Origin of the sequence: Binatus sp. (SeqCode) (genome assembly GCF_049584895.1) — a bacterium.
GTDB lineage: Bacteria > Desulfobacterota > Binatia > Binatales > Binataceae > Binatus.
Genome location: NZ_JBAUYR010000036.1, coordinates 43,734 through 66,950 on the forward strand (window position 1 = coordinate 43,734; position 23,217 = coordinate 66,950).

24 protein-coding genes and 1 pseudogene are annotated in these 23,217 nt (G+C 61.2%); 16 read left to right on the forward strand and 9 right to left on the reverse strand.

Annotated features, from left to right (window positions below; all coding sequences use genetic code 11):
- Positions 1-37 precede the first annotated feature (37 nt).
- Genes dtd through WB650_RS06545 form a run of 3 tightly spaced genes read left to right on the forward strand, consistent with a single transcriptional unit; the run spans position 38 to position 1,458 of the window.
- On the forward strand, positions 38-484 hold the full coding sequence (gene dtd, locus WB650_RS06535; RefSeq protein WP_422305420.1) for a D-aminoacyl-tRNA deacylase: 447 nt from the start codon (positions 38-40) through the stop codon (positions 482-484).
- Positions 485-490: 6 nt separating this feature from the next.
- Positions 491-967, forward strand: a complete 477-nt coding sequence (locus WB650_RS06540; RefSeq protein WP_422305418.1) for a DUF1285 domain-containing protein — start codon at positions 491-493, stop codon at positions 965-967.
- Entirely contained in the window at positions 967-1,458 is a 492-nt protein-coding gene (locus tag WB650_RS06545; protein ID WP_423959885.1) for a tRNA (cytidine(34)-2'-O)-methyltransferase, read from the forward strand. Before WB650_RS06540 ends, WB650_RS06545 begins: the two co-directional genes overlap by 1 nt.
- Here the strand turns inward: WB650_RS06545 and WB650_RS06550 are convergent.
- The 6 genes from WB650_RS06550 to WB650_RS06575 form a co-directional block, all read right to left on the reverse strand.
- Positions 1,445-1,681: a hypothetical protein gene (locus WB650_RS06550; protein WP_422305415.1), complete on the reverse strand. Its 237-nt coding sequence runs from the start codon at positions 1,679-1,681 to the stop codon at positions 1,445-1,447. The two genes, WB650_RS06545 and WB650_RS06550, sit on opposite strands and share 14 nt — an antisense overlap.
- A gap of 92 nt (positions 1,682-1,773) precedes the next feature.
- Positions 1,774-2,205 (reverse strand): hypothetical protein, encoded by a 432-nt coding sequence (locus tag WB650_RS06555; protein WP_423959887.1) that lies wholly within the window; start codon positions 2,203-2,205, stop codon positions 1,774-1,776.
- A 283-nt stretch (positions 2,206-2,488) separates the two neighbouring features.
- The gene (locus WB650_RS06560; protein WP_422305413.1) at positions 2,489-3,400 is read right to left on the reverse strand and encodes an ABC transporter permease; all 912 of its coding nucleotides are present in this window, start codon (positions 3,398-3,400) and stop codon (positions 2,489-2,491) included.
- Positions 3,393-4,472: an ABC transporter permease gene (locus WB650_RS06565; RefSeq protein ID WP_422305411.1), complete on the reverse strand. Its 1,080-nt coding sequence runs from the start codon at positions 4,470-4,472 to the stop codon at positions 3,393-3,395. Before WB650_RS06565 ends, WB650_RS06560 begins: the two co-directional genes overlap by 8 nt.
- Positions 4,472-5,932, reverse strand: a complete 1,461-nt coding sequence (locus tag WB650_RS06570; RefSeq protein ID WP_422305409.1) for an ABC transporter ATP-binding protein — start codon at positions 5,930-5,932, stop codon at positions 4,472-4,474. Before WB650_RS06570 ends, WB650_RS06565 begins: the two co-directional genes overlap by 1 nt.
- On the reverse strand, positions 5,933-7,258 hold the full coding sequence (locus WB650_RS06575; RefSeq protein WP_422305407.1) for a CCA tRNA nucleotidyltransferase: 1,326 nt from the start codon (positions 7,256-7,258) through the stop codon (positions 5,933-5,935).
- A gap of 356 nt (positions 7,259-7,614) precedes the next feature.
- Between WB650_RS06575 and WB650_RS06580 the strand changes: the two genes are divergently transcribed.
- The 8 genes and pseudogenes from WB650_RS06580 to WB650_RS06615 all read left to right on the forward strand — a co-directional run bounded on the left by WB650_RS06580 (position 7,615) and on the right by WB650_RS06615 (position 14,227).
- Positions 7,615-8,742 carry an amidohydrolase family protein gene (locus WB650_RS06580; protein ID WP_422305405.1) on the forward strand — a complete coding sequence of 376 codons (1,128 nt, stop codon included), beginning with the start codon at positions 7,615-7,617 and terminating at the stop codon, positions 8,740-8,742.
- Complete coding sequence (locus tag WB650_RS06585) at positions 8,739-9,185, forward strand: hypothetical protein (protein WP_422305403.1); 447 nt, start codon at positions 8,739-8,741, stop codon at positions 9,183-9,185. Before WB650_RS06580 ends, WB650_RS06585 begins: the two co-directional genes overlap by 4 nt.
- Positions 9,186-9,299: 114 nt before the next feature.
- Positions 9,300-10,007 carry a NuoI/complex I 23 kDa subunit family protein gene (locus WB650_RS06590; protein WP_422305401.1) on the forward strand — a complete coding sequence of 236 codons (708 nt, stop codon included), beginning with the start codon at positions 9,300-9,302 and terminating at the stop codon, positions 10,005-10,007.
- A 4-nt stretch (positions 10,008-10,011) separates the two neighbouring features.
- Positions 10,012-10,257: a hypothetical protein gene (locus WB650_RS06595; protein ID WP_422292601.1), complete on the forward strand. Its 246-nt coding sequence runs from the start codon at positions 10,012-10,014 to the stop codon at positions 10,255-10,257.
- A gap of 51 nt (positions 10,258-10,308) precedes the next feature.
- Positions 10,309-11,619 carry a phosphomethylpyrimidine synthase ThiC gene (gene thiC, locus WB650_RS06600; RefSeq protein WP_422305399.1) on the forward strand — a complete coding sequence of 437 codons (1,311 nt, stop codon included), beginning with the start codon at positions 10,309-10,311 and terminating at the stop codon, positions 11,617-11,619.
- The gene (locus tag WB650_RS06605; RefSeq protein WP_422305397.1) at positions 11,606-12,091 is read left to right on the forward strand and encodes a peroxiredoxin; all 486 of its coding nucleotides are present in this window, start codon (positions 11,606-11,608) and stop codon (positions 12,089-12,091) included. The genes thiC and WB650_RS06605 overlap by 14 nt, the downstream gene beginning before the upstream one ends.
- 89 nt (positions 12,092-12,180) lie before the next feature.
- Positions 12,181-13,416: pseudogene (gene moeB, locus WB650_RS06610) on the forward strand (molybdopterin-synthase adenylyltransferase MoeB).
- Between the two features lie 109 nt (positions 13,417-13,525).
- Complete coding sequence (locus WB650_RS06615; protein WP_422305393.1) at positions 13,526-14,227, forward strand: histidine phosphatase family protein; 702 nt, start codon at positions 13,526-13,528, stop codon at positions 14,225-14,227.
- Between the two features lie 23 nt (positions 14,228-14,250).
- On the opposite strand, the gene WB650_RS06620 is transcribed toward WB650_RS06615, so the two are convergent.
- The gene (locus tag WB650_RS06620) at positions 14,251-15,450 is read right to left on the reverse strand and encodes a VWA domain-containing protein (protein WP_422305391.1); all 1,200 of its coding nucleotides are present in this window, start codon (positions 15,448-15,450) and stop codon (positions 14,251-14,253) included.
- Positions 15,451-15,764: 314 nt separating this feature from the next.
- Between WB650_RS06620 and WB650_RS06625 the strand changes: the two genes are divergently transcribed.
- From WB650_RS06625 to WB650_RS06645, 5 genes are all read left to right on the forward strand, one after another.
- Positions 15,765-16,985: an LLM class flavin-dependent oxidoreductase gene (locus WB650_RS06625; RefSeq protein ID WP_422305389.1), complete on the forward strand. Its 1,221-nt coding sequence runs from the start codon at positions 15,765-15,767 to the stop codon at positions 16,983-16,985.
- A gap of 3 nt (positions 16,986-16,988) precedes the next feature.
- The gene (locus tag WB650_RS06630) at positions 16,989-17,156 is read left to right on the forward strand and encodes a hypothetical protein (protein ID WP_422305387.1); all 168 of its coding nucleotides are present in this window, start codon (positions 16,989-16,991) and stop codon (positions 17,154-17,156) included.
- A 12-nt stretch (positions 17,157-17,168) separates the two neighbouring features.
- Positions 17,169-17,564 carry a DUF6632 domain-containing protein gene (locus tag WB650_RS06635; RefSeq protein WP_423959891.1) on the forward strand — a complete coding sequence of 132 codons (396 nt, stop codon included), beginning with the start codon at positions 17,169-17,171 and terminating at the stop codon, positions 17,562-17,564.
- 53 nt (positions 17,565-17,617) lie between these two features.
- Positions 17,618-18,781, forward strand: coding sequence for a M20 family metallopeptidase (locus tag WB650_RS06640; protein ID WP_422305382.1), 1,164 nt, complete (start codon positions 17,618-17,620; stop codon positions 18,779-18,781).
- Between the two features lie 121 nt (positions 18,782-18,902).
- Positions 18,903-19,847, forward strand: a complete 945-nt coding sequence (locus tag WB650_RS06645; RefSeq protein ID WP_423959893.1) for a sulfotransferase domain-containing protein — start codon at positions 18,903-18,905, stop codon at positions 19,845-19,847.
- A gap of 26 nt (positions 19,848-19,873) precedes the next feature.
- Here WB650_RS06645 and WB650_RS06650 read toward each other — a convergent pair whose 3' ends face one another.
- Positions 19,874-21,715 (reverse strand): FAD-dependent oxidoreductase, encoded by a 1,842-nt coding sequence (locus WB650_RS06650; RefSeq protein ID WP_422305378.1) that lies wholly within the window; start codon positions 21,713-21,715, stop codon positions 19,874-19,876.
- Positions 21,712-23,199, reverse strand: coding sequence for an MFS transporter (locus WB650_RS06655; RefSeq protein ID WP_422305376.1), 1,488 nt, complete (start codon positions 23,197-23,199; stop codon positions 21,712-21,714). Before WB650_RS06655 ends, WB650_RS06650 begins: the two co-directional genes overlap by 4 nt.
- Between the last annotated feature and the right edge of the window lie 18 nt (positions 23,200-23,217).

Here is a 23,217-nt window from a genome sequence, read left to right on the forward strand (position 1 = left end):
GGTACGAGCTTGGGGGTCTCTATTATATGACGCAAGTATGCGGGCAGTTGTTCAACGCGTCAGCCGAGGCGAAGTGCGAATCGAGGGGCGAGTGGCAGGCAGGATAGGGCGCGGATTGGTCGTGCTGCTGGGAGTTGCGGGAGGCGACGGCGAGGCGGATGCGGCGTTCCTGGTAGATAGAATCGTCGGGATGCGGGTATTTGCCGATGACGCGGGCAAGATGAATCTGTCGATTGCGCAGGTCGACGGCGCGATGCTGGTGGTGTCGCAATTCACGCTGCTGGCAGATACCAATTCAGGCCGGCGGCCGTCGTTCACAAAAGCCGCTGCGCCGGACGAGGCGCGCCGTCTCTACGAGCATTTTCTCTCGCTCGCGAGGACTCGCGATGTTAAAGTTGAAACGGGTGAGTTCGGCGCCACGATGGAAGTGGATCTCGTCAACGACGGGCCGGTAACGATTATCCTCGATAGCCGTGAGAAATAGAAAATAATGCCGCGAGCGGGCTTCTATACTGTCGAATCGGGGAAAATCTCGTTTCGGCGCGACGGCAACTGGTACAGCGACGACGAGCGGATCGACAATCCGCGAATCGCGCTGCTGTTCAGCCAGAGTATTAAGCGCAATCCAGACGGCAGCTACTACCTTCAAGTCGCCGAAGAACGCGCGTCGATCACGGTCGAGGACACGCCGTACGTCGTCAAGGCGCTAGAGGACGATGAGCTGGGCGGATTCGTGATGGTGCTGAACGACGACACTCGCGAACCGCTCGATCCCGCGGCGCTCGAAGTCGGCGCCGGCAATGTGCTGTATGCGCGGGTGAAGGGCGGCAAAGATCGCGCGCGATTTCTGCGCTCGGCCTACTACCATCTGAGCGATCGCTTCGAGTCCGACGACTCCGGCCGCTTCTACGTGAACCTACGGGGTCATCGATATCCGATCGGCGGTGCGCCTGCCGCAAACTCCTGATGAATCTAGCCGAGCCGAATCTGCATATCGTCCTGGTTCGTCCCGAGATTCCGCAGAACACCGGATCGATCGCGCGGCTGGCCGCGGCAATCAGAGCGCGGCTGCACCTGGTAGGTCCGCTGGGATTCTCGCTCGAGGATCGCTATCTCAAACGCGCGGGGCTGGATTACTGGCCGCTGGTGGATTTGTGCACGTACGAAGGATGGGGCGAATTCACGAGTCTCCATCCTGATTCCCCGCACGCGAAATCGAAGTTCTTCTCGACGCACGGTCCCACTTCATATCTCAACGCGCAGTACAAGCGTGGCGACTTCCTGTTCTTCGGCGGCGAGACCAAAGGCCTCGGCAAGGAATTCCTGTCGGAGAGAACGGACCGAGCGTATCGGATTCCAATTTTCGAGGCAGGCGTGCGCAGCCTGAATCTCTCGAATGCCGTTTCGATTGTCGTGTATGAAGCACTGCGCCAGACGGGCGCGCTCAGTTCTTCTTGACGCCGCAACTGCCGCAGCCGGTGCTGCATCCGCCCTTCTCGCCCTCAGCAGGCGGCGGGCCGAAATAGTAACCCGCCTGCTCGAGTTCGCCGGGCGAGACCCATTTGAGATTTTCAGCAATCGGAGTATCGCAATGCACGCAGATGCGGCGTTCGGTACCGTTGTTGTCGTCGAGAGCGACGTAGGTCAGCACCGATTTGCCGCAGGGCGAGCAGTCCGCCATCGGAAATGAAGAATCTCTAACTGAGAGCAGAGGGGTGGACATCGAAAGTCACACTACACGATTGCGCAGGTGAAATTCGATGCCCGTTTGAATCAGCCGCGATGGTGTCCGCCACCATGTCCTGAGTGGGCATAGGAAGCGTGTCCGCCACCGCCATGACCGCCACCGCCATGCGCAAATCCACCACCATGACCGCCATCCCATCCGCCGCCGTGACCGCCGCCCCATCCACCGCCATGACCGCCCCATCCGCCAGCATAGTCGTGACCCCATCCACCTCCATGACCCCATCCGCCGTAGCCGCGAGCCCAACCATCATGATCCCATCCGTGACCCCAACCGTAGTCGCCGAAGCCCCACGGGTGGCCCCATCCGTATCCGTACGCGGGTGCATATGAATAGGCAGGATATCCGCCGCCGTAGCCATATCCACCTGGATAGTCCACGTCGTAGCAGCCCTGAGTCGAAACCAGACAAACGAGGAGCGACAGAGCTGCTAGTCCTGTGAGTAATTTTCGTTTCATTGCTCTGTACCTCTACCTATTTAGACGCGAAAATGAGGGGTCGGATACAAGGGCGAATAATTGTCGAATGACACGAAAAAAGCTTGAGAAATTAAATGGTTGGACTGCCTGGACACGCCATAATAGTCGGCTGAAATCCCCCTGGACCGAGGTCCGATTCTTACCTCTCCCAGAGGACGCGCCTGGCCCGGGTGAGGGCGTATGAATCGAGCTCGATGCCGGCGCCCTCACCCGCCGCTCGCAGACTCACGTCGACCTCTCACGGGGGTAGAGGTAAGAAAGACTATTGCCGCCTATAAGGCTCGCCGAGAGCGCTTGGAGCTGCTGCCTGGCCTCCGAATCCTGCCAATACGAGTAGAGTCAGCGCATAGGGCAGCGCGAGGAATAGCTGGTACGGAACGACGGTGCCCAGCGCTTGCAAGCCGAATTGTAGAGCCATCGCGGCGCCGAATAGGAGCGATGCGGCGGCGAGGCCCCATGAATTCCAGCGTCCTACTATCACTACCGACAGTGCGACGAAGCCGCGGCCGGCCGAGATGTTCTCGACGAAGGTGTTGGCATACGCGAGCGTCAGGAACGCGCCGGCCAGTCCGGTCAGCGCGCCCGATACGAGCAGCGCCTGCCAACGGATTGCGATAACGCCGAGGCCGAGCGCGTCGGCCGCTTCGGGACGCTCGCCGCATGCGCGCAGCCGGAGTCCGTAGCGCGTGCGCGCGATCACGTACCAGAGCGCGGGCACGAGAATGAACGTGAGATATACCAGCGCGTTGTGATCGAAGAGCACCGGGCCGAGCAGCGGAATTCGCGCGAGCGGTCCGAGCGGTATTTTCGCCATCGGCGCTACCATGAACGCCTTGCCGGTCACGCCGAACAGCTTGCGATAGAAAACTCCGGTCAAACCGAGTGCAAGGATGCTGATTGCGGTCCCGGTGACGACCTGGTTGACGGCGAGATTCACGACCAGGACTGCAAAGATCGCGTTGATCGCGACGCCCGCCACGATTGCGCCAGCCAGGCCGAGCGCGGTGCTGCCGCTGAAAAACGCGATGGTGAGCGCGGCGAACGCGCCCGAGAGCATCGCCCCTTCGATACCGATATTGACGACGCCGCTTTCCTCGACAATCAACTCGCCGAGCGCGGCCAGCAGGATGGGCGTCGCCATCGTGATCACGGAGACGAGGAACGCTTCAAGCATCGGGCATCTCCGCGACCGGAGGCACTGCGGAAGCGTCGTCGCCGGACGCGCCGAAAATATTCTCGCGGAGCCCGCTCCACGCAGGCGTGTCGAAGGCGAGGATGATCAAAATCACGAGCGCCTGGATGACCTGCACCAACTCGGGCGAGATCCCCTGCGTCCGCTGCATCGCCTGCGAGCCGTTGTCGAGCGCGCCGAACAGGAGAGCGGCGGGTACGATCGCGAGGGGATTCAGGCGCGCGACCAAGGCGACCGCGATCGCCTCGAAGCCCCAGCCGGGCGAGAGCTTCTCGTACAATCGATGCGAGATCGCGGATACCTGCACCGCGCCGCCCAGCCCGGCGAGCGCGCCCGACAACGCCATCACCCAGACGGTGAGCGCGGGGATTCGCACACCGAAAAACGTCGCGGCGCGTCGGTTGCGGCCCATCGCGCGCAACTCGAATCCGGCGCTGGTGTTGAACAGCAGCATGTAGCACGCGCCGGCGAGCACGACTGCCAGCAGCATCCCGAGGTTGAGTCGGCTCGGCGTGAAGTAGAATTCGAGCTCGGCGGCGGACGCGATCGGCGAGCTGGTCGGATATGCGCGCGACGGTTCCATCAGGGGCCCGTGCACCATCCAACTGAGCATCTGCACGGCGACGAAGTTCAGCATGATGGTGCTGATCACTTCGTTGACGTCGCGTCGGGCGCGGAGCCATCCGGCGATGCCGCCCCATACCGCGCCGCCCACCGCGCCTGCGGTGAGAATGATTGCGACGGCGATCGAATGCGGAAAATCGGCGAGATGCGTCCCGATTGCGCCGGCAGCGATCGCGCCGATCGTGAGCTGTCCGTCGGCGCCGATATTCCACAGCGCTCCCGAGAATGCGATCGAGACGGCGAGCCCGGTGAAGATCAGCGGCGTGGACTTCACAATCGTATCGACGCAGGCGTACCAGGTACCGAATGCGCCTTCGCCCAGCGCCGCAAACACGCTGAATGGATTTGCGCCGAGCGCGGCCAGCACGATCGCGATCAATGCGAACGCGAGCGCCAGCGCCGCGAATGGTTTCGCAATCGAGGACAGCATCAGTCGCGCGCCCCGGACATCAGCAGGCCCAGCCGCTCGGGATCGCGCTCGTCGGGGCTCGTCTCGCGGATTTTTCCGCGGCTGATAATCAGAAGCCGCCCGCAGATAGCGAGTAATTCGTCTAGGTCGCTCGAAATCAGCAGCACGGCGCCGCCGGCCGCGGCGAAGTCGAGAATCCTGCGATGCACTTCGGCAGTCGCGGCGAGGTCGAGGCCGCGGCAGATATTGTGCGCGACTATTACCAGCGGTTGCGACGCGATCGCGCGCGCCACCTCGAGCCGCTGGCGATTCCCGCCCGAAAGCGCGCCGGCAATCGTCTCGGGGCCTGGCGCGCGAATCCGAAACCGCACGATCAGCTCGCGCGAGAGATCGATCGCGCGCGAAGTGTTCAGCCATCCGTGCGACGTCACCTGCTCCCGGAGCGGACGCGCGAGAATCAGGTTCTCCCACAGCCGCATGTCGAGGATGAGCCCGTCGAGGTCGCGATTCTGCGGTATCACCGCCATCGCGCCGCGTGAAATTATTTTCCCCTCGCTCGGCTTGCGCACCCCGGCGAGTAACTCGACCAACTCGGTCTGTCCGTTGCCGTCGACGCCGGCAATTCCCACGATCTCGCTGGCGGCGACGTGAAAAGATATGCCGTCAAGAATACGTCGGCCGGTGCGATCAGCCAGCGACAGATTTTCCATCTGCAATACCGGCTCGCCCGGCTGCAATCGCCCCGCGGCCGCATCGGGTTGGGTTACGATTTCGCCAATCATCAATCCGGCCAGCTTTTCTTCACTGGTCTCGGTTGCAGTGGTGCGTGCGACGACGCGGCCGCGGCGCAGGACGGTGATTCGATCGGCAACCGCGATCGCCTCGGCCAGCTTGTGCGTTATCAAGACGACGATTCGGCCTTCGCCGCGGAGGTTACGCAGCAGGTCGAGGAACGCGTGGAGCTCCGAGGGCGCGAGGACGCTGGTCGGCTCGTCTAAAATCAGCACGCGCGGATTGAAGCTGAGCGCTCGCAGCACTTCGAGCCGGACGCGCTCGGCGACCGAACGATTCTCGACGGTAGTGCCGGGAGGCGGCAGCTCGAAACCGAGTTTCGTGGCGAGCGCTCGCGCCCGCGTCGCGACCGCCTCGAGGTCCAGCAATTCGCTGCCGGTGTCGAAGCCGCCGAGCGCGAGATTTTCCTCCCACGTCATCCGCTCGAACAGCATCGGGCTCTGATGCACCGCCGCGATTCCCGCCTCCAGCGCAACGCGCGGAGAGCCTGCCTGCAGGGGCTGGTCGTCGAGCAGGACCTCGCCACGGTCGGGCGCGAGCGAGCCCGCCAGCACATTCATCAGCGTGGTTTTGCCCGCGCCGTTCTCGCCGACCAGCGCGTGAATTTCGCCGGGACGCGCCTCGAAATCGACGCCGTCGAGCGCGAGCGTGCGGCCGAAGCGCTTGGTTATGGCGATAGCGCGCAGCACCTAGGCGGCGCTTGTGTCGTAATGCGCGCGCACGTATTCGAGCGCGGCTTCGCGGGTTTCGAGCGCGCCGTCGAGCTGATGGTCCTCGACGTCCTTCAAAATTTCCTTGAAGCGAGGCCCCGGCGTGAACCCCAACTGCTTCAGGTCCTCGCCGCCAATCAAACGCGGCGGCCGAATCTCGGCCGCGGTCATCGTCGTCATCGCATGACGGCAAAAATGCCAGTAGCCGAGGTAGGAGCTCGACGCCATCGCGTCCATGAACGCCACGTCCATCAGCTCGTCGAATCCGTCTTCCGCGAGCATTCGTTTGAGCGTCGCAGGGCGCATCCGCGGCGCCATGCAGAGCTTCAGATGATTCTTCACCAGGTACGCGACCCGCTCCTGGACTGCGCGCGAGCGTTTCAGCCGTGCGAGCATGTTCGCAGCGATCACGGCGCCCTCGTCGGTGTGCCCATAGAATGTGACCTTGTCGCCGACGATCGCGCGGCACTGCGGTTTGGCGATGTCGTGCAGCAGGATGCCGAACGCGACAGTCTCGGTGCAGTTCGCGGGCAGCATCGCGACGCCGATCCGCGTATGCGTGTAGACGTCGCCCTCGGGATGGAAATTCTCGGGCTGATCGCATCCGCGCATGCGGACGACCTCGGGCAGCAGAATTTGCATCAGCCCGCTGTCCATCATCAGGTCCATCGCGCGCGCGGCGGCGCCCTCGGTCATCATCATCACGATTTCTTCGCCGATTCGCTCAGCCGCGATATCACGAATCGTCGGTGCGGCGCGTTTCATCGCAGCCCAGGTCGCGGGATCGATCGTGAAGTTCATGCGCGCGGCGAAGCGGGCAGCGCGCAGGATGCGCAGATGGTCCTCCTCGAAACGGTCGTACGGATTTCCGATCGCGCGGATAATTCCGGCGCGCAGATCGCGCATCCCGCCGACCAGATCGATCAGTTGGTCGGCGATCGGATCGTAAAACATTCCGTTGATAGTGAAGTCGCGGCGAATCGCATCTTCCTCGATTGCGCCAAAGCGTACCGACGAAGGACGGCGTCCGTCGGTGTATTCGGCGTCAGCGCGAAAGGTCGCGACTTCGATCGGCTTGCCGTCGGTGAGCACTACGCCGATCACGCCGAACTTCTCTCCGACCGCGACGGTGCGGTCGAACATTCGAAGCACAACTTCGGGGCGCGCGTCGGTGGCGATGTCGTAATCCTTGGGCTCGATGCCGAGGATTCGATCGCGCACACATCCGCCGGCGAAAACGGCGCGAAAGCCGGAATCGACCAGACGGCGAACGATATACAGCGCCTCTTTCTCTCTGTCGCTCATGCGCGATGCGACTCTCCAGCCGGACATTTTATAGCGGTGCGATTGCGGGGTGCTATATGGAGAAAGGAAATGGTTAGCGGCCGCCGCTGCCTCTATTGTGTCATTCTGAGCGGAGCGAAGAATCCCGGATCTTTTGCGGTGCTGGCAACTGCAGCCTCAATCATGGCGATATCGAACTGCGCACCCGAGCGGCAGCAACACCGCACCTGAAACATCGCTTGATGCGTGATTGGGGATGCGTCGGCCGGCGTCGAGAAAGATCCGGGATTCTTCGCTGCGCTCAGAATGACAAAGTGAGAATGACAGCAGGCGAGGTATCTTGAGTTTCGGTCCATCAGGCGCGATAAGTGGATCAAATGTTCAACGGCAACAGAGTAGTCGACGCCGACGGGCATGTGATGGAGCCGAACGAGCTCTATGACGAATACCTCGAGAGCAAGTTCAAGCCCGAGTTAGATGACCTGAAGAAGATCGCGGCGACGCGGGCGTCGAAGTATTTTTTCGGATACTTCCATCAGCTGAACACGGGACGTCCGCTCGGCGTCGCGGCTCTCGACAAGCCGCTCATGCGGACCGGGCGCAAGCCGCATGGCGAGAAGCCCGACATGCGCGGCGGCTTCGATCCCCACGTGCGCATCAAAGATATGGAGCGGGAGGGAATCGACGTCGCGGTGCTGTTCGCGACGGTAGTGTCGAGTTTCTGCGCGCTGCCGAGCGTCGATTTCGAAGTCGCGATGATTCGCGCGTACCATCGATGGCTCGCCGACTACTGCGCGGCGTATCCCGCGCGCCTGAAGGGCGTTGCGATTGCCCCGATGCGCCAGCCGGATCGAGCGGCTGAGGAAATCCGGCGCGTCGCGAATGAGCCGTGGTGCGTCGGCATCTACCTGTCGGCGCATATGGAGGACAAGCTGCTCGACCATCCCGCGTTCCATCCGATTTGGAAGGCGTGCGTCGATACGGATTTGCCCGCGTGCTTCCACGGCGGCACGGCGCGCCCGCCGTACGGGATGGGCACCTTCGAGATGGGTAACAATCTGTTCATCCAGCACTCAGCGACCAATCCGTTCGAGGTGATGCGCGGGATCGCGTCGCTCGTCGGCGGCGGCGTGCTCGACATTTTTCCGAAACTGCGCATCGCGTTTCTTGAGGCGGGCGTGGGATGGCTGCCGTTCTGGATGGAGCGGCTCGACGAGCATTACGAGCTGATGCCTGAGTACGTGCCGTTTCTGAAGCGCAAGCCGTCGGAGGTGATTCGCAGCGAGAATTTTTTCATCTCATGCGATCCTGACGAAGAGACGCTGCCGTATGTGGTGGAAACCGTTGGCGCAGAGCATATTCTGTATGCGTCGGACTATCCGCATTTTGATGGGAGGTTCCCGCATACGGTGAGTTTGACGGCTGGTCGCAAGGAGTTTGCGCCGGGTGTGGCGAAGAAGATTTTGGATGAGAATCCGCGGCGGCTGTACACGCGGCTGAAATGAGGATCGGGAAAATTGCCGCGGGCTTGATCGCGATTGCGGTCGTCGCTTGCTTCGTGCGGAATGCGAGGGCGCTGACGCTGGAGCAGGAGCAGGCGGCGCAGGATTTGCGGGACGCCGAGGCGGTCAGCAAGCGGCATCGGGCGGAGCTGATGAAGATACCGCACGTCACGGTCGTCACCGGCGAACTCGATAGTCAGAACGAGGCCGCGATTTTAGTCGAGGTGGATGATCAGAAGAATATCGACTCGGTGATGCGGCAAGTGCCCTCCAAGCTCGAAGGCTTCCCGGTCGAAATTGACGAGGGTGTCCCCGAAAGCGAGCAGGTCTTGAACTACTCGCACAAGGGTTTTGGGCCGCCGCCAACGATCGACCAGCAAGGCTACTACCATCACGCATGGTCGAACCCGTCCGCGCCCGCGACGAACTCGAACGCTCAGCCGTGAACCTAACTTGACTGCAATTCCGAGGACTCCCTATAGTTTAGTTTCGGAGTCAGGCAAATCTGCGATGATCGCAGAAAACCCCCTTCAGACAATGGATTTGGTGCTGGTTTAGAGATGCAGCGAAGCGAACAAATGACCTTCTGGGAAAAGATCTACGTCCCTGAAATCCTGCGAGGTCTCGCGATCACCAATTACCATTTCGTGCGCAACCTCATGCTGCACACGGCGCATCTGTTCGGGATGAAGAAGGACGTCAACGCGACGTCGACGACGCAGTATCCCGAAGAGCGCAAACACTATCCCGACAACTTTCGCGGCAGCCATCGGTTGACGCTGCGCGAGGACTCTTCAGTGCGATGCACCGCGTGTTTTCTGTGCGCGACCGCGTGTCCAGCGCAGTGCATATATATTGAGGCGGGCGAGTCGCCCGATCCCCACGTCGAGAAATTTCCGGTGCGCTACGAAATCGACACCCTCCGATGCATCTACTGCGGCCTGTGCGTCGAGGCGTGCCCGTGCGATGCGATTCGGATGGACACCTACGTGCATCCGCGCATCTGGGGTTTCGACCGCAAGGATTTCGTCGAGCAGAAGGAACTGCTGATGCATCGATCGCGGGTACTCGCCGAGAAGGGCCGCGAAGGCAACATGAACGAGATGCTCGAGTGGTACCGCGAGCAGGATGCCAGGGTTTACGATCCGCAGCGGCCCGAGATGAAGAATTTCACCAACCGCGAAGCGCCCAAGCATTACGCGGAGGCGCCGGACCATATCGACGACCTCACTGCAATCGACCGGCATCCTGTCCGCAGCGGCAAATAGCAAGATGACGCGAGTGACTATTGGCCTGACCCTGGCGGGCCTGATTGTTTTGTTTATCGCCTACGCGAAGGGCGTCGGCGTGATTCACGGCGGCGACGTGCTCAGTCATATGTACTGGGCGACCGGAGCGCTGACCTTGGTTGCGCTCGCCAACTTTATCGCGGTGGCGCACCTGGCGCGTGCCGAGCGGATGATCCAGGAATTGCGCGCGCTATGCGAAAAGAACGGCATCGAGTACGGCGACGATTGAGCTATACTTTTAGATCCAAGGCCGTGCGCTTGACGGCCGCGAGGTGACGTTATGACCCAGATTGAAGCCGCCCGCAAAAACATAATTACCCGGCAGATGACCGAAGTTGCCGAGGACGAAGGTTTCTCGCCCGAAGAAATTCGCGCGCTGGTCGCGACCGGCGAGGTCGTGATCCCGCACAACATTCATCACGATTTCAGGGCTATTGGAATCGGCAAAGGCCTTCGCACCAAGGTCAACGCCAACATCGGCGCGTCGAACTTCCATCAGCTGGTCGAGGAAGAAGTCGAGAAACTCTATACCGCGGTCCGCTACGGCGCCGACTCGGTGATGGACCTTTCGACCGGCACCGACCTCGACAAAATCCGCGTCGAGCTGCTGTCGCGCTGCTCGGTGATTCTTGGAACCGTGCCCATTTACCAGCTCGGCTCCGAGCGCTCGATCATGGAGATGGAGGCCGAGTACTTTCTCGACGTTATCGAGCGGCAGGCGCGCCAGGGCGTCGACTACATGACGCTCCATTGCGGGGTCACGCGCGAGAGCGTGCGGCTGCTGCGCGGACATCAGCGAATCGAGGGAATAGTGTCGCGCGGCGGCGCGATGCTGGCGTCGTGGATCGAGCGAACCGGTAACGAAAACCCGCTCTACGAGCATTTCGACGAAGTTTGCGCGGTGCTCCGAGAGCATGACGTGACTATTTCAATCGGCGACGGGCTGCGGCCGGGCGCCACCGGCGACGCTACCGATCGCGGGCAAATCGGCGAGCTGCTGCTGATGGGCGAATTGGCCGATCGCGCTCGCGCGATGGGCGTGCAGGTGATGATTGAAGGTCCGGGACATGTGCCGCTCGATCAAATCGCGGCCAACGTGAAGCTCGAGAAACGAGTCTGCGGAGGCGCGCCGTTTTACGTTCTCGGGCCGCTGACCTGCGACGTCGCGCCGGGCTACGACCACATAACAGGTGCGATTGGCGGCGCGATGGCGTCGGCGGCCGGCACCGATTTTCTGTGCTACGTGACGCCGGCCGAGCATCTGCGGCTGCCCGATATCGACGACGTGCGTGAGGGTGTGATCGCGACGCGCATCGCTGCTCACTCGGGCGACCTGGTGAAGGGCGTGCGCGCGGCGAAAGTCTGGAACGACCAGATGTCGCGATACCGCAAGGCGCTCAACTGGGAAGGCATGTACGCTATGGCGATGGACCCGGACAAGGCGCGCCGTTACAAGGAAGAGAGCGAGGCGGCTGGCTCCAACGTCTGCACGATGTGCGGGTCGCTGTGCTCGATCAATATCGACAACGCGGCGATCAAATTCACCAAGCGGCGATCGATTGCCGAGGCGGAAGCGCATGCCGTCGGCTGATGCGAACGGCAATCTCGACCTTTCGACGGCGCTCGAACTCGCGCGACCTGATGCTCGCGGTGAGATGCGCCGGCTCAAGGATTTTCACGGCCACAACGTCGTCGTCTATTTCTATCCGAAGGACGACACGCCCGGCTGCACGGTCGAAGGCAAGGAATTTCGCGACAGTATCGAACAATTCGAGGCGCTGGATTGCGTCGTCATCGGCGTGAGCACCGACTCGGCCGAGCGTCATCGCGCGTTCGCGGAAAAGCATGCGCTGCCGTTCATCCTGCTGGCGGATGAAGATGGAAAGCTCGCCGCCGCGTTTGGCGTGCTCAATGGCAAGTACGCCGCGCGATCGACCTTCGTGCTCGACAGCGAGCTTCGCGTGCGCCGCGCTTTTCACGAGGTGACGCCGCGCGGACATGCCGCACAGGTGCTCGCCTTCATGCGCACGCTGGTCGAATCGCATCGAATGATTGGCGGATAGTGGCCCGCCCCCCCCGCGTAGCGTGACTCGCGCGGGTGGTTATAGTTGTATATTGAAACTGATTCCGCCGACGAATGACGGGAAAATCTATGGCGAAAACCTCGAAGAATATTCTCGACGAAGCGCGCTCGACGATTAAGCAAATTGGAATCGACGAAGCGCGCACAATGATCGACAAGCCCGGCACCGTGCTGGTCGATGTGCGCGAGAGCGACGAATGGCGGCAGGGGCATATCCCGCAGGCGGTCGCGATTCCGCGCGGATTCCTCGAGCTTCGAATCGAAGAGAAAGTTCCCGACCACAAGACTCCGGTGATTCTCCAGTGCGCGTCGGGCACGCGATCGCTGCTGGCGGCGCGAACGCTGCGCGAACTCGGTTACGAGAACGTCTACAACATGACCGGCGGTTTCAGCGCGTGGAAAGATCGCGGCCTGCCGTGGATCGCGGATCGTGCATTCACCGCTGACGAGTTGACCCGCTACTCGCGGCATTTCGTGATTCCCGAAGTCGGCGAGAAGGGACAGGCGAAGCTGCTCGACGCCAAGGTGCTTTTACTCGGCACCGGCGCGCTCGGATCGCCGTCTGCGCTGTATCTCGCGGCGGCGGGAGTCGGAACGATTGGCCTGGTTGATTTCGACGTGGTCGACATGTCGAATCTCCAGCGGCAGATCATCCATACGACCGATCGCGTCGGGATGCCGAAGACCGAGTCGGCGCAGAAGGCAATCAACGCGCTCAATCCCGGCGTCAAGGTGATTCGTCACGACGTGCGGCTCACGTCCGAGAACGCGATGGACATCGTCAAGGACTACGACGTCGTCGTGAACTGCGGCGACAATTTCCCGACTCGATATCTGATCAACGACGCGTGCGTGTTCTCGAAGAAGCCGCTGGTGGACGGTGCGATCTTCCGCTTCGAAGGCAACACCACAGTTTTCTATCCGGCCAAGGGCGGCCCGTGCTAGCGATGCCTGTATCCCGAGCCGGCACCGCCGGACATGGCGCCGTCATGCGCGGAGGCCGGAGTGCTCGGCGCGATCCCGGGGCTGATCGGATCGATCGAGGCGCTCGAGGCGATCAAATTGATCATCGGCGCCGGATCACCATTGATCGGCAAGATGGTGTACTTCGACACGCTGTCGGACAAGGACTTCGTGCGGATTTTGAAGATCCGCAAAGATCCGAAATGCCCCGTCTGCAGCGAGCATCCTACGCAAACCACGCTGATCGACTACGAAGCGTTCTGCGGTTTCGGCGCGCCCACCAACGGCACCGCGCATGCCGAACCAACAGCAGGTGCGAGTGCGGCGGCGTCGGCGCGGTAGCGGTTCGGCTGTCTCAATAGTCGAATATCTGGTTTGATTGCGGCGGGAGCTCATGAGGAGATCCCGCCGCATTTTTTAGCAGGCACTTTCATCATGAGAGGAACTTTCGATGGCGCTGGGACCGTTTTACGTTGCGGATAAATTGAAAGGTGGTGACGGGATGAGAGGAATCGCGCTGTTCATGCGCCATGGCGAGACCGCGTGGAATCGCGAAGGCCGCGTGATGGGCCGAAATCCGATCGAACTCGATGCCGATGGCCGCGCGCAGGTGGAAGCCTCGGTTCCCTTCGCGCGGCTGATCAAGCCGGAGTTGATCGTCACGAGTCCGCTGGCGCGCGCGCGGCAATCGGCGGAGATAATCGCGGCCGGTGTCGGCGGCGTCCCAATCGCCGAAGATCCGCAACTATCGGAAGTCCAATACGGGCGATGGGAAGGGATGGTGTACGACGATTTGCTCGAGGACGAGGAGTACCTGAACTATCGCGACCATCCGCTGGACGAGCCGACGCCCGGCGGCGAAACCATCGCGCAGGTGCAATCGCGCGGGGTCGAAGCAGTCCGTCGCGCGATCGGCGACAATAGTGGCCGGCGCATCCTGTTCGTCTCGCACGGCGATATCATCCGCACCGTCTTGTGCCATTTCATGCGGCTGGAGCTCGCGCACTTCCGGCGAATCCGCGTGGACAACGCGGCGTTCTCCGGTTTCCAGCTGATTGGGGATTTCGCTGAAATTAAGTTCCTGAACCTGTTGCCTGATCCGGATCGCGCGTTCGTCTCGCCGTTTGAATCGAAGAAAACCGCCTCGCGCTGAAGCGGCAGCCTGACCGAATCGATCTAAGGAACGCCGGCGAACGACGAGCCCGACGCACCGACATCGATCCCCTTGCGGACGCGAACTTCTGCACCGGATTTGCCGGGAACGTCTACCCGCAAACTGCGGTATCCGCCGGCTGCCGGATCGGGCGCGAGGAATCCAATTGTGTATTGTTCGCGCAGCTCGAGACTGATGTTCTCGCATGCGCGACGCAGCGCCTCACCGTCGCCAGCCTGGCGGATGATGTAGGTTTTAGCGCCGGTCTCGGTCGAGAGAGTGTGCAGAGTCTCGGAATCGACGTGTTCCATGTCGTCGCCGCCGAGCACGAAGGGGCCGATCGAGACGGAAACTCCGCCGCTACTGCCGTTCGGATCGCCGATTCCGATCGAATACACCAGCACGCCCATTCGCCGCGCCTGTGCGACGACGTCGTTGACGGTCGACGCGCTGGTATTGTCCATTCCGTCGGTGACGACGAGCAGCGCTTTCTTGTCGTAGCGCCCGCGCTGCACCATCTGCAAGCCTTCCATGATCACGTCGAACAACGCGGTCTGGCCGTACGCGTGCAGCAGCGCGAGCCGGCGCATCACGAGATCGTGATTGGTCGTGAACGGCTGGAGCAGGAACGGATGGCTGGAAAATGCGAACAGAAATACGTCGTCCTTGTCATTCAGATCGTGCAGGAATTCGGAGATCGCGGCGCGCGCCTGGGGAATTTTCGGGGTCATGCTGCCGGAGGTGTCCACCAGGATGCCAACTGAAACGGGAGTGTTGAGATCCTGGCGAAAGAATTCTATCGGGCGCTGTTGCCCGTCCATGTAAAGTTTGAAATCGCCCTTCTGTAGACCGGTGACGTAGGTGCCGCTCGGTTCGGTCACAGTCACATTGACCTGTTCGTAACCAGGCTGCTGGCGCAATTCGCGTGTCGGGACCTCGAGCGACTGCCCAGTCTGCGGCATCTGGGGCGGAATGTTCATCGTCTCGCCGCCTTGCTTCGCCGGCATCGATGGCAGCTCGAGGGTCGAAGTTTCCTTGCCCTGGCTTTGCGGGATGACCATCTGCGGCGGACTCGATGGTGCCGGCGGCGGATTTGCCAGACCCTGCTGCAGCTGCGCCGCAGCGGGATCGACTCCGCCGAGCATGATCGCCAGCGCGAGCAACATAACGGTGAATGCAGGTATCAGCTTGCGACGTATGGCTGGGAGAATTGTAGTCGTCATTGCAATGCGAGCGCCCGGCTGCAGTGGCGCGAGTTCGGATCTAATGATCCTATTTGCCCGAGCATTGAGCAAGCCGGACTTTTTTCCGGCCCCTTGATCCGCCAAGCTCTTACAGTTTGACGAATTCGCCGAAGCAAAGTTTCAGCACGCCAGCCATGAATATCGAGCAAAACCTTAGCAAATGTTAATCTTGCTGAACGATCGTTTAGCGCCGCAGGTTCGCTTTCTTGTTTCGCGTTCGGATTTCGTCGTAATTTGATTGACCGCCGTGGCTCCTCAGCGCCACTCCAGACACGCCCGGTTAAGGAGAAATGATGAAGTTCGGAATTTTCATGGCCCCATTTCATCGCGTCGGCGAAAACCCGACGCTCTGCTTCGAGCGCGACATGCAGCTGATCGAATGGCTCGACCAGCTCGGCTACGAAGAGGCGTTCATCGGCGAGCATCATTCGTCGGGATGGGAAATAATCTCGTCGCCCGAAATCTTCATGGCGGTCGCCGCGACACGCACCCGGCATATCATGCTCGGCTCCGGCGTGGTGAGCATCCCGTATCATCACCCGCTACACGTCGCGAACCGCTTCGCCCTGCTCGATCATCTGACGCGCGGGCGGGTGATGCTCGGATGCGGACCCGGCGCGCTGGCGGCCGACGCGCACATGCAGGGGATAGATTCGACCACGCAGCGCAAGCGGATGGTCGAGGGCGTCACCGCTATTCTTCGGCTGTTCAATGAGCAGGGCAAAATTTCGATCGACGGTTCGTACTTCAAGCTGGTCGATGCGCATCTGCAGGTGAAGCCGTTCCAGCTGCCGCACATGCCGATTTTCGTCGCGAGCACAATCTCGCCGTCGGGGATGGTCGCGGCGGGACAGCTCGGATGCGGCGTGCTGTCGGTAGCGTCGTACGCGCCGGGCGGGCTTGACGATCTGATGAAGCGATGGGCGATGGCGGAAGAGTCGGCGGCTGAGCATGGCAAGACGATTGATCGCAAAAACTGGCGGATGGTTTTCCCGATTCATCTGGCGGAGACGCGCGAAGAGGCGATGAACGATATTCGCGACGGCGCCAACTCATGGATTCGCGAGTACTTCATCGACACGCTCGGCACGCGCGTACAGTTCGAGGAATATCCGAATCAGCCGGTCGAGGAGATGAATATCGATCGGATGAACGGGCGCGGCGGGATTATTGTTGGAACGCCGGACGACGCGATCGCGCGAATCAAGGAACTGCAGCAGGCGACCGGCGGCTTCGGCGGCATCCTGGGGCTCGCGCACGAGTGGACCACGCGCGAGAAGACGCTGCGCTCGTGCGAGCTGTTCGCGCGATACGTCGCGCCGCAGTTCCAGGGCCAGGTGGCCGAGGGCGTGAAATACTCGAACGAATGGGCGCGCGAGAATCGCGACCTGATGTTCGGCAAGGCGGTCGCGGGAATTTTGACCGCAGTGCAGGACTACGCGCAGCACAAGGCCGAAAAGGGCGAGCCGGTGCCCGAGATGATCACGCAGCCAGGTACCCGCATCCGGCCGTAGAGCATGAATGACGAAGTTCCGTTTGCGGTTCGGCGTGGCGCGTTGATCGAACGCGCGGTGGCGATTCTCTCCCAACTTGCGCGGGCAGTATTCGCGCGTTACGGTCTGGAGTTTCCACCGCGCGTCGAAGGCGAGAGGGTCGCGTTCTATCAGCACGAGTGGCCGATGTGAAAGGAGGTCGCCATGGCTGACGAGAGTGGCCTGAGGAACCTGCGCGTTGCGGTGATCCTGGTTGGCGTAATCTTTGTTTTCGGGATTTATCCACTCATGATCATCTGGCCGTCAGGCTGGACATGGCATACCGGGCACTCGGACTACCCGCTGATGATCGTCGGCGTTTATGCCACGCTCGGCGTGTTCCTTCTGATGGCGTCGCGCGATCCGCTCGCAAACCTCAGTCTCATCTGGTTCACGGTCTGGTCGAGCATCGTCCATGCCGGGATCATGTTGGTTCAGTCTTTCGAGATGCCTGAACATCATGGTCACTTGCTCGGCGACGTACCCGCCTTGATATTCGTCGGGGTGTTGCTAGGGGTCCTGACTCCGCGCGGCACATTGGCGGAGCGGCGGGTTGGATAGTCCGACTCTTCGATGCTAGTCACAATGCTAACCGCATCGAGAGGAGCATCGTGATGGACGCTCATGCCGAGATAACACGCGCGATTGATAATTACCGCGATAAGGTGGTGGCGCTCAGCCATGAGATTCATGAGCATCCCGAGCTCAAGTTTCAGGAGGTTTTCGCTGCCGGCATCCTGACCAAAGCGGCGACAGAGTTGGGGCTCGAGGTTGAGCGCGAAGTTGGCGGGCTCAAGACTGCGTTTCGCAGCGAGTTCGGCGGCAAGGGGCCGACGATTGCGATTCTCGCCGAGTACGACGCGCTGCCGAACGGGCATTCGTGCGGACATAACCTGATTGCGGGGGCAGCGCTCAGCGCGGTCGCTGGTTTGAAGAGTCTCGCGAGCCTTCCGGGGCGGATCGTTTTTCTCGGCACGCCGGCTGAGGAAGGCGGCGGTGGAAAGATAATTCTGATCGAAAACGGAGCGCTGCGGGGCGTCGATGCGGCCATGATGGCGCATCCGACCGACGCGGAATTCTGCACCATGCCGGCGCTCGCCACGCAGCATCTCAAGCTGACGTTTCATGGGCACAGCGCGCACGCGGCGCTGGCGCCGTGGGACGGATCGAGCGCGCTGGCGGCGGTGATCCAGACATTTCAGAGCGTCGACGCGATGCGGCTGCATCTGCGCGACGGATCGCGAATCCACGGCATCATCACCGACGGCGGGCAGGCGGTGAATATCATCCCGGAGCGGACCGAGTGCCTGTTCCTGGCGCGCGCCAAGTCCAGCAAGTACGCGAAGGAGATCGGCGCGAGGGTGATCAGATGCGCCGAAGCTGCCGCGATGGCGACCGGGACGCGCGTCGAGCACGTGGTCGAGGGCGGCTACAAGAATCTGATCAACAATCTCAGCATCGCGCATCGTTACGCGGCGCATACCGAGGCGCTGGGTGTGAAATGCCACGAGGCGCCGGAGAACACGCCGACCGGCAGCACTGACATGGGCGACGTCAGTCACGTGATGCCCGCGATACATCCGTCGTTCGCGATCGCGCGCCACGGCGAAGGCAACTGCCACGAAGATGCGTTCGTCGCGCATGCGGACTCGAAGCGCGGCTACGACGCGATGATTCGAGTGGCGAAAGCGATGGCGATGACGGCGTACGATCTGCTCGCGGACCCGGACCTGTTAGCGTCGGCGAAAAAGGAGTTCGAGGCGCGGAGGGAGAGCTGAGTCCGGCAAGTTTTCTGCTCCGATCTAGCCTGCGCCTGGTCTTGAACGAGCACTCCTCTGTTGTTGCAAAGCGGGCCGTTTAGCATAGTGTCCCTTCGAAGTCCTACCCGGAGGTGTCGCCATGTTGAGTCGCGAACCTACCCGAGTCGTACGCGATTGGGCCTGTGACAGTCGTCGGTGGTCCAACTATAAGCCGCGCGAGGGCGACGTAGTGATAGCGACGGCGCCGAAGGTCGGGACCACCTGGATGCAGCAGATCGTCAATCTGCTGATTTTCCAGTCGGCGCAGCCGCGCAGGTTGGGGGAATTGTCGCCCTGGATTGACTGCCGGTTCAGACAGCCGATCGACGAGGTGCTGTCTACTATCGAGGCGCAGACTCATCGGCGGTTTCTGAAGGCTCATCTGCCGCTGGACGCGTTGCCAATCTTTGACGAGGTGAGATACATCCACGTCGCGCGTGACGGTCGCGATGCGTGCATGTCGTTTCTGAATCACAACAACAGCTTCGTGCCAGCGGCTTACGAAGTTTTCGATAAGATCGGGCTGGCGGACGAAACTATAATGCGGCCGTATCCTCGACTGCCGAGGACCGAGCGTGAATTTTTTCTTTATTGGATCGATAGCAAGGATGACTTGCCCACGAGGATGTCGGCCGGCTTCTTCAGCATCGAGCGCTCGTTCTGGGCCGAACGGCGGCGAAGCAACCTGCTGATGGTCCACTACAACGATTTGAAAGCTGATCTTTCCGGCGAGATGAAACGGATCGCGGACTTTCTCGGCGTCACAACACCGGACGACCTATTGCCGCAGCTGGTCGAAGCGGCGTCATTCGAGGCGATGAAGCGCGACGGGGGAACGATCCTGGCCGGGAGCGAGCGGCAATTCAGGGGCGGTCATGAGACCTTTCTTTATCGCGGTACCAACAGCCGTTGGCGCGGGGTCCTGACGGACGCTGACCTCGATCTTTATGAACGCAAAATCAAGGCGGAGCTGTCGCCGTCTTTGATTCGCTGGCTTAGCGAAGGAAGATTAGGCGCGGGTGATCCACGGTCGTCCCCCGATTAGACTTTCGGCCAGCCGATAGCGGGCGTTCAAAGCTTGGTGAAGCCGTCGGCGCTCCATTGTTCGGAGCCTACTCCGTTGTGGACGAAGAACAGGCCGTCGGGGTCGTACTTTTTTTTGATTTCAGCGAGGCGAGCGTGGTTGCTTCCCCAGTACGCTTGCTGGAATCCATTCTCGAAGTAGTTGCTCTCGCTCACGTACGCTCCCGGGTTCGGCACAATCGCGCGGAGTTGATCCACGCATTGATGAACGCGCTCCCTGGCTTTCCTGCCATCTGCAACCGACGGCTCGTGTCCGGGAATTCCCGGATATGCGGGTTTCTGGGCGTCGCCCGCGATCACCAGCGCGAATGCCGTCAGCACGGCGGGATTGGTCGAGGTGTCCGTCGCCGCGGCAATGGCGTCGGGTGGCGCTCCTCCAAGTCCCTTATTGAAGTGCAGTTCGAAGCCCGTGTGGCGGGAGGCGGCGAACAGAGCGTCGGCGAGACGCTGCTGCGAGTCGGGCTCGAGCAGCGACGCGGGCATCCAGAGCGACTCGAAACCCCAGATGAACCAGGCGACCTGGCCGGCGTCGCCCTTCCACCACGCGTTATTGGGTGGCGCGCCAGGGCGAGTGTCGAAGTCGAAGAGAGGCTGCGGCAGCACGTGCACGAGGACATCGTCAAGCGTTCCGTGGACGACGCCGTCTCGAGGAAAAGCGATTTCCGGCCAATGCTCCTTCCACCATTGCACGTCCCACCAATGTCGCGCCGGTATGCTTCCGATATTCACCCGCCCTTTGAGCGAATAGTCGTTGGGCGAACGCGCGACCCAGTCGAGAAACGGCTGCCAGACTTTCCTCGCTTGGTCCTGGTCCAGTCCATACGAGGTCATGCTGATCTCGAGAGTGTTGTCGGGCTTCACGTGAGCCTGTTCGCCCCAATGATCGTTGAAGAGATGATCGTGGTAGAAGCTGACGAACTCGCGGATCAGGCGCCGATAGGCATCATCGGACTCCGCTTTGACTGTGAAGTTGGCGGCCCCGAAGTACTCGGGGAGATCGTGCACCCGCAGCGTCATCTTGCTCACCACGCCGAAGCTGCCGCCTCCGCCGCCTTTCAGCGCCCAGAACAGGTCGGGGTTAGTGCACGCATTCGCAATGCGAATCTGGCCGTCGGCAGTGATTACTTCGGCTTCGAGCAAACCTCCCGCGGCAGTGCCGTAGTGCTTCGAGTAACTTCCGAAGCCACCGCTTTGAACCAGACCCCCAAGGCATACCGTCGTGCATCCTCCCCCTTGAACGTACTTCCCAGCCTTGGTCGTAACCGCTTGGTACGCCTGCATCCCGATCGTTCCGGCGCCGACCGTCACAGCCGGTTGCGGCTGCATCGCATGCTCGCATCCCTGCGGAACGAATTGGTCATGCATCTCGATATCGTGCATGTGCCGGGTCCAAATCAGGAGCGAATCAGGCGCGTTGGAGGTTCCCTGGTAGCTGTGGCCCCCGCCCTTGACCACCAGGCGCAAATCATTTTCGCGGGCAAAATTCACCGCCGCGGCAATGTCATTGGCATTCCTCGCCGCAACTGCGTAGACGCTTGGTTTGGTAGCCCACGCGTCGACCCATCCCAAGGTCTCCGTGAGGCCGGGCTGATCGCCGATGTAGTAGGGATTTCTAATGTTCTCGTCGAGAATCTTGTTAAGGGGAAAGTCGACAGGAATCAAATTTCCGCCGACCGCCTCGTTGAGTTGCTTCCATGCCGACTGCGATGGCCATGTGGCATCGGAGGGACGGCGCCGGCGGAAGTTCGTAGTCGCGGCGAACAGGCGGCGCGGCAAAATCGGCAGCAGCGCCGCCGATCCGATTGCTCTGAGAAATGATCTTCGGTTCATTGGTTCACGGATCTTGGTGTGAAGTCGTCGACAGCAGCGGCGTCAGAATCGGGCTCATCGACGCTTCCCAGCCGCTCTATATTTCTCTCATGCTTCGAGCGGTCGATGTCGTAAAACATCAGGACCGCGATCGAAATCGCGCTGAACGTCGTGACTATCGGAACGAAGACCATGCCTAGGTGACGCAGGATCGCCGGGTCTACCTGGCCTGGGGTCGCATGCTGCGGAAAGCTGACCCATTCGAGCATCAGTGCGGAAAGGAAAGTGCCAACTCCCGTGACGCATTTCGCGATGAGGCCGTTGGCGGCAAACAGCAAACCTTCCGATCTTTGTCCAGTCGACACGGCAGCATCTTCGACCACGTCGGACATCATCGAACTTACGATGATGAATCCAGAAAGCCCAAGGGTCGCGGCGATGAACTGGAAGACGATCACGATTGCGACCAATGCCTCGGTGCCGTTGGGCGGCAAGATACCCAGCAGGCGCATTGCGATCGGTGCGACCGACGCAAACAGTGAGGCGAAAAAGACGCCGATCATCGTCCATTTCTTTCCGAACCGCTTCGAGATTGCCGGCGCGAGGCCAACCCCGGCAAAGGCGGCGAGCAGCGCGGCGATAGCTAGATACGACATTTGCGCCGGCGTGAGCTCAAAGAAATACGCACCGATATAAAAGTCGAGCCCCTGCCGCAGGCCGGTCGAAATGGCGCCGACGATTCCCGCAATCGTCAGCGCGAGAAACGATCGATTCGTCAGCGTGCCGCTGAGCTCTCGAAACTTCTCGCGCCATGTGGATACCACTCTCGGCGAATGGACCAGGGTCCCAATGAAGCGATGAGTGCCCAGGCATGAGATTATGATCGACAAGAAGATAGCTATGCTCGCGGCCACCGCGGTTTCGCGGTAGCCCACCGCGCTCAACAAGCCGAGGGGATGAGCGGCGTCTTTCCGCAGGAAGACCTGGAGAGCGAGGATGGACATTCCGGCTCCGCCGAGAGTTCCGAAAAAGAAACGCGAACTCATCAGGCTGGTGCGCTGGTCATAGTCGAGTGTGAGTTCCGGTCCCAGCGCGGAGCTGGGGATCTCATACAGGCTCAGCAGCACTCGCACCGTCATCAGCATGACGCCCATGTAGATGAGCAGATGGACCTTCGACCATCCGAGCGGGGGATCGAACAGCAAGTAGAATGCAATCGCAGCAGGAATCGCGGAGGCGTACATGAACGGATGGCGCCGGCCCCATCGCGAGCGCGTGTGATCCGACCATTCTCCGATCAACGGATCGCAGATCGCATCGAAGATCAGCGTTACCGCCATTGCCCCGCCGACCCACGCCGCCGGCAACCCCACTACCTGGTTATAGAACAGCAGGAGGGCGGAAGTGAGGACGGTCAGATGAATGCCAAATGCGATCGATCCGACGCCGTACCAGATGTTGGTCGCCAGCGTGAGCGGCGGACGGTCTGAGGTTGATTGATTCATCAAAAACCTGCGCTTAGT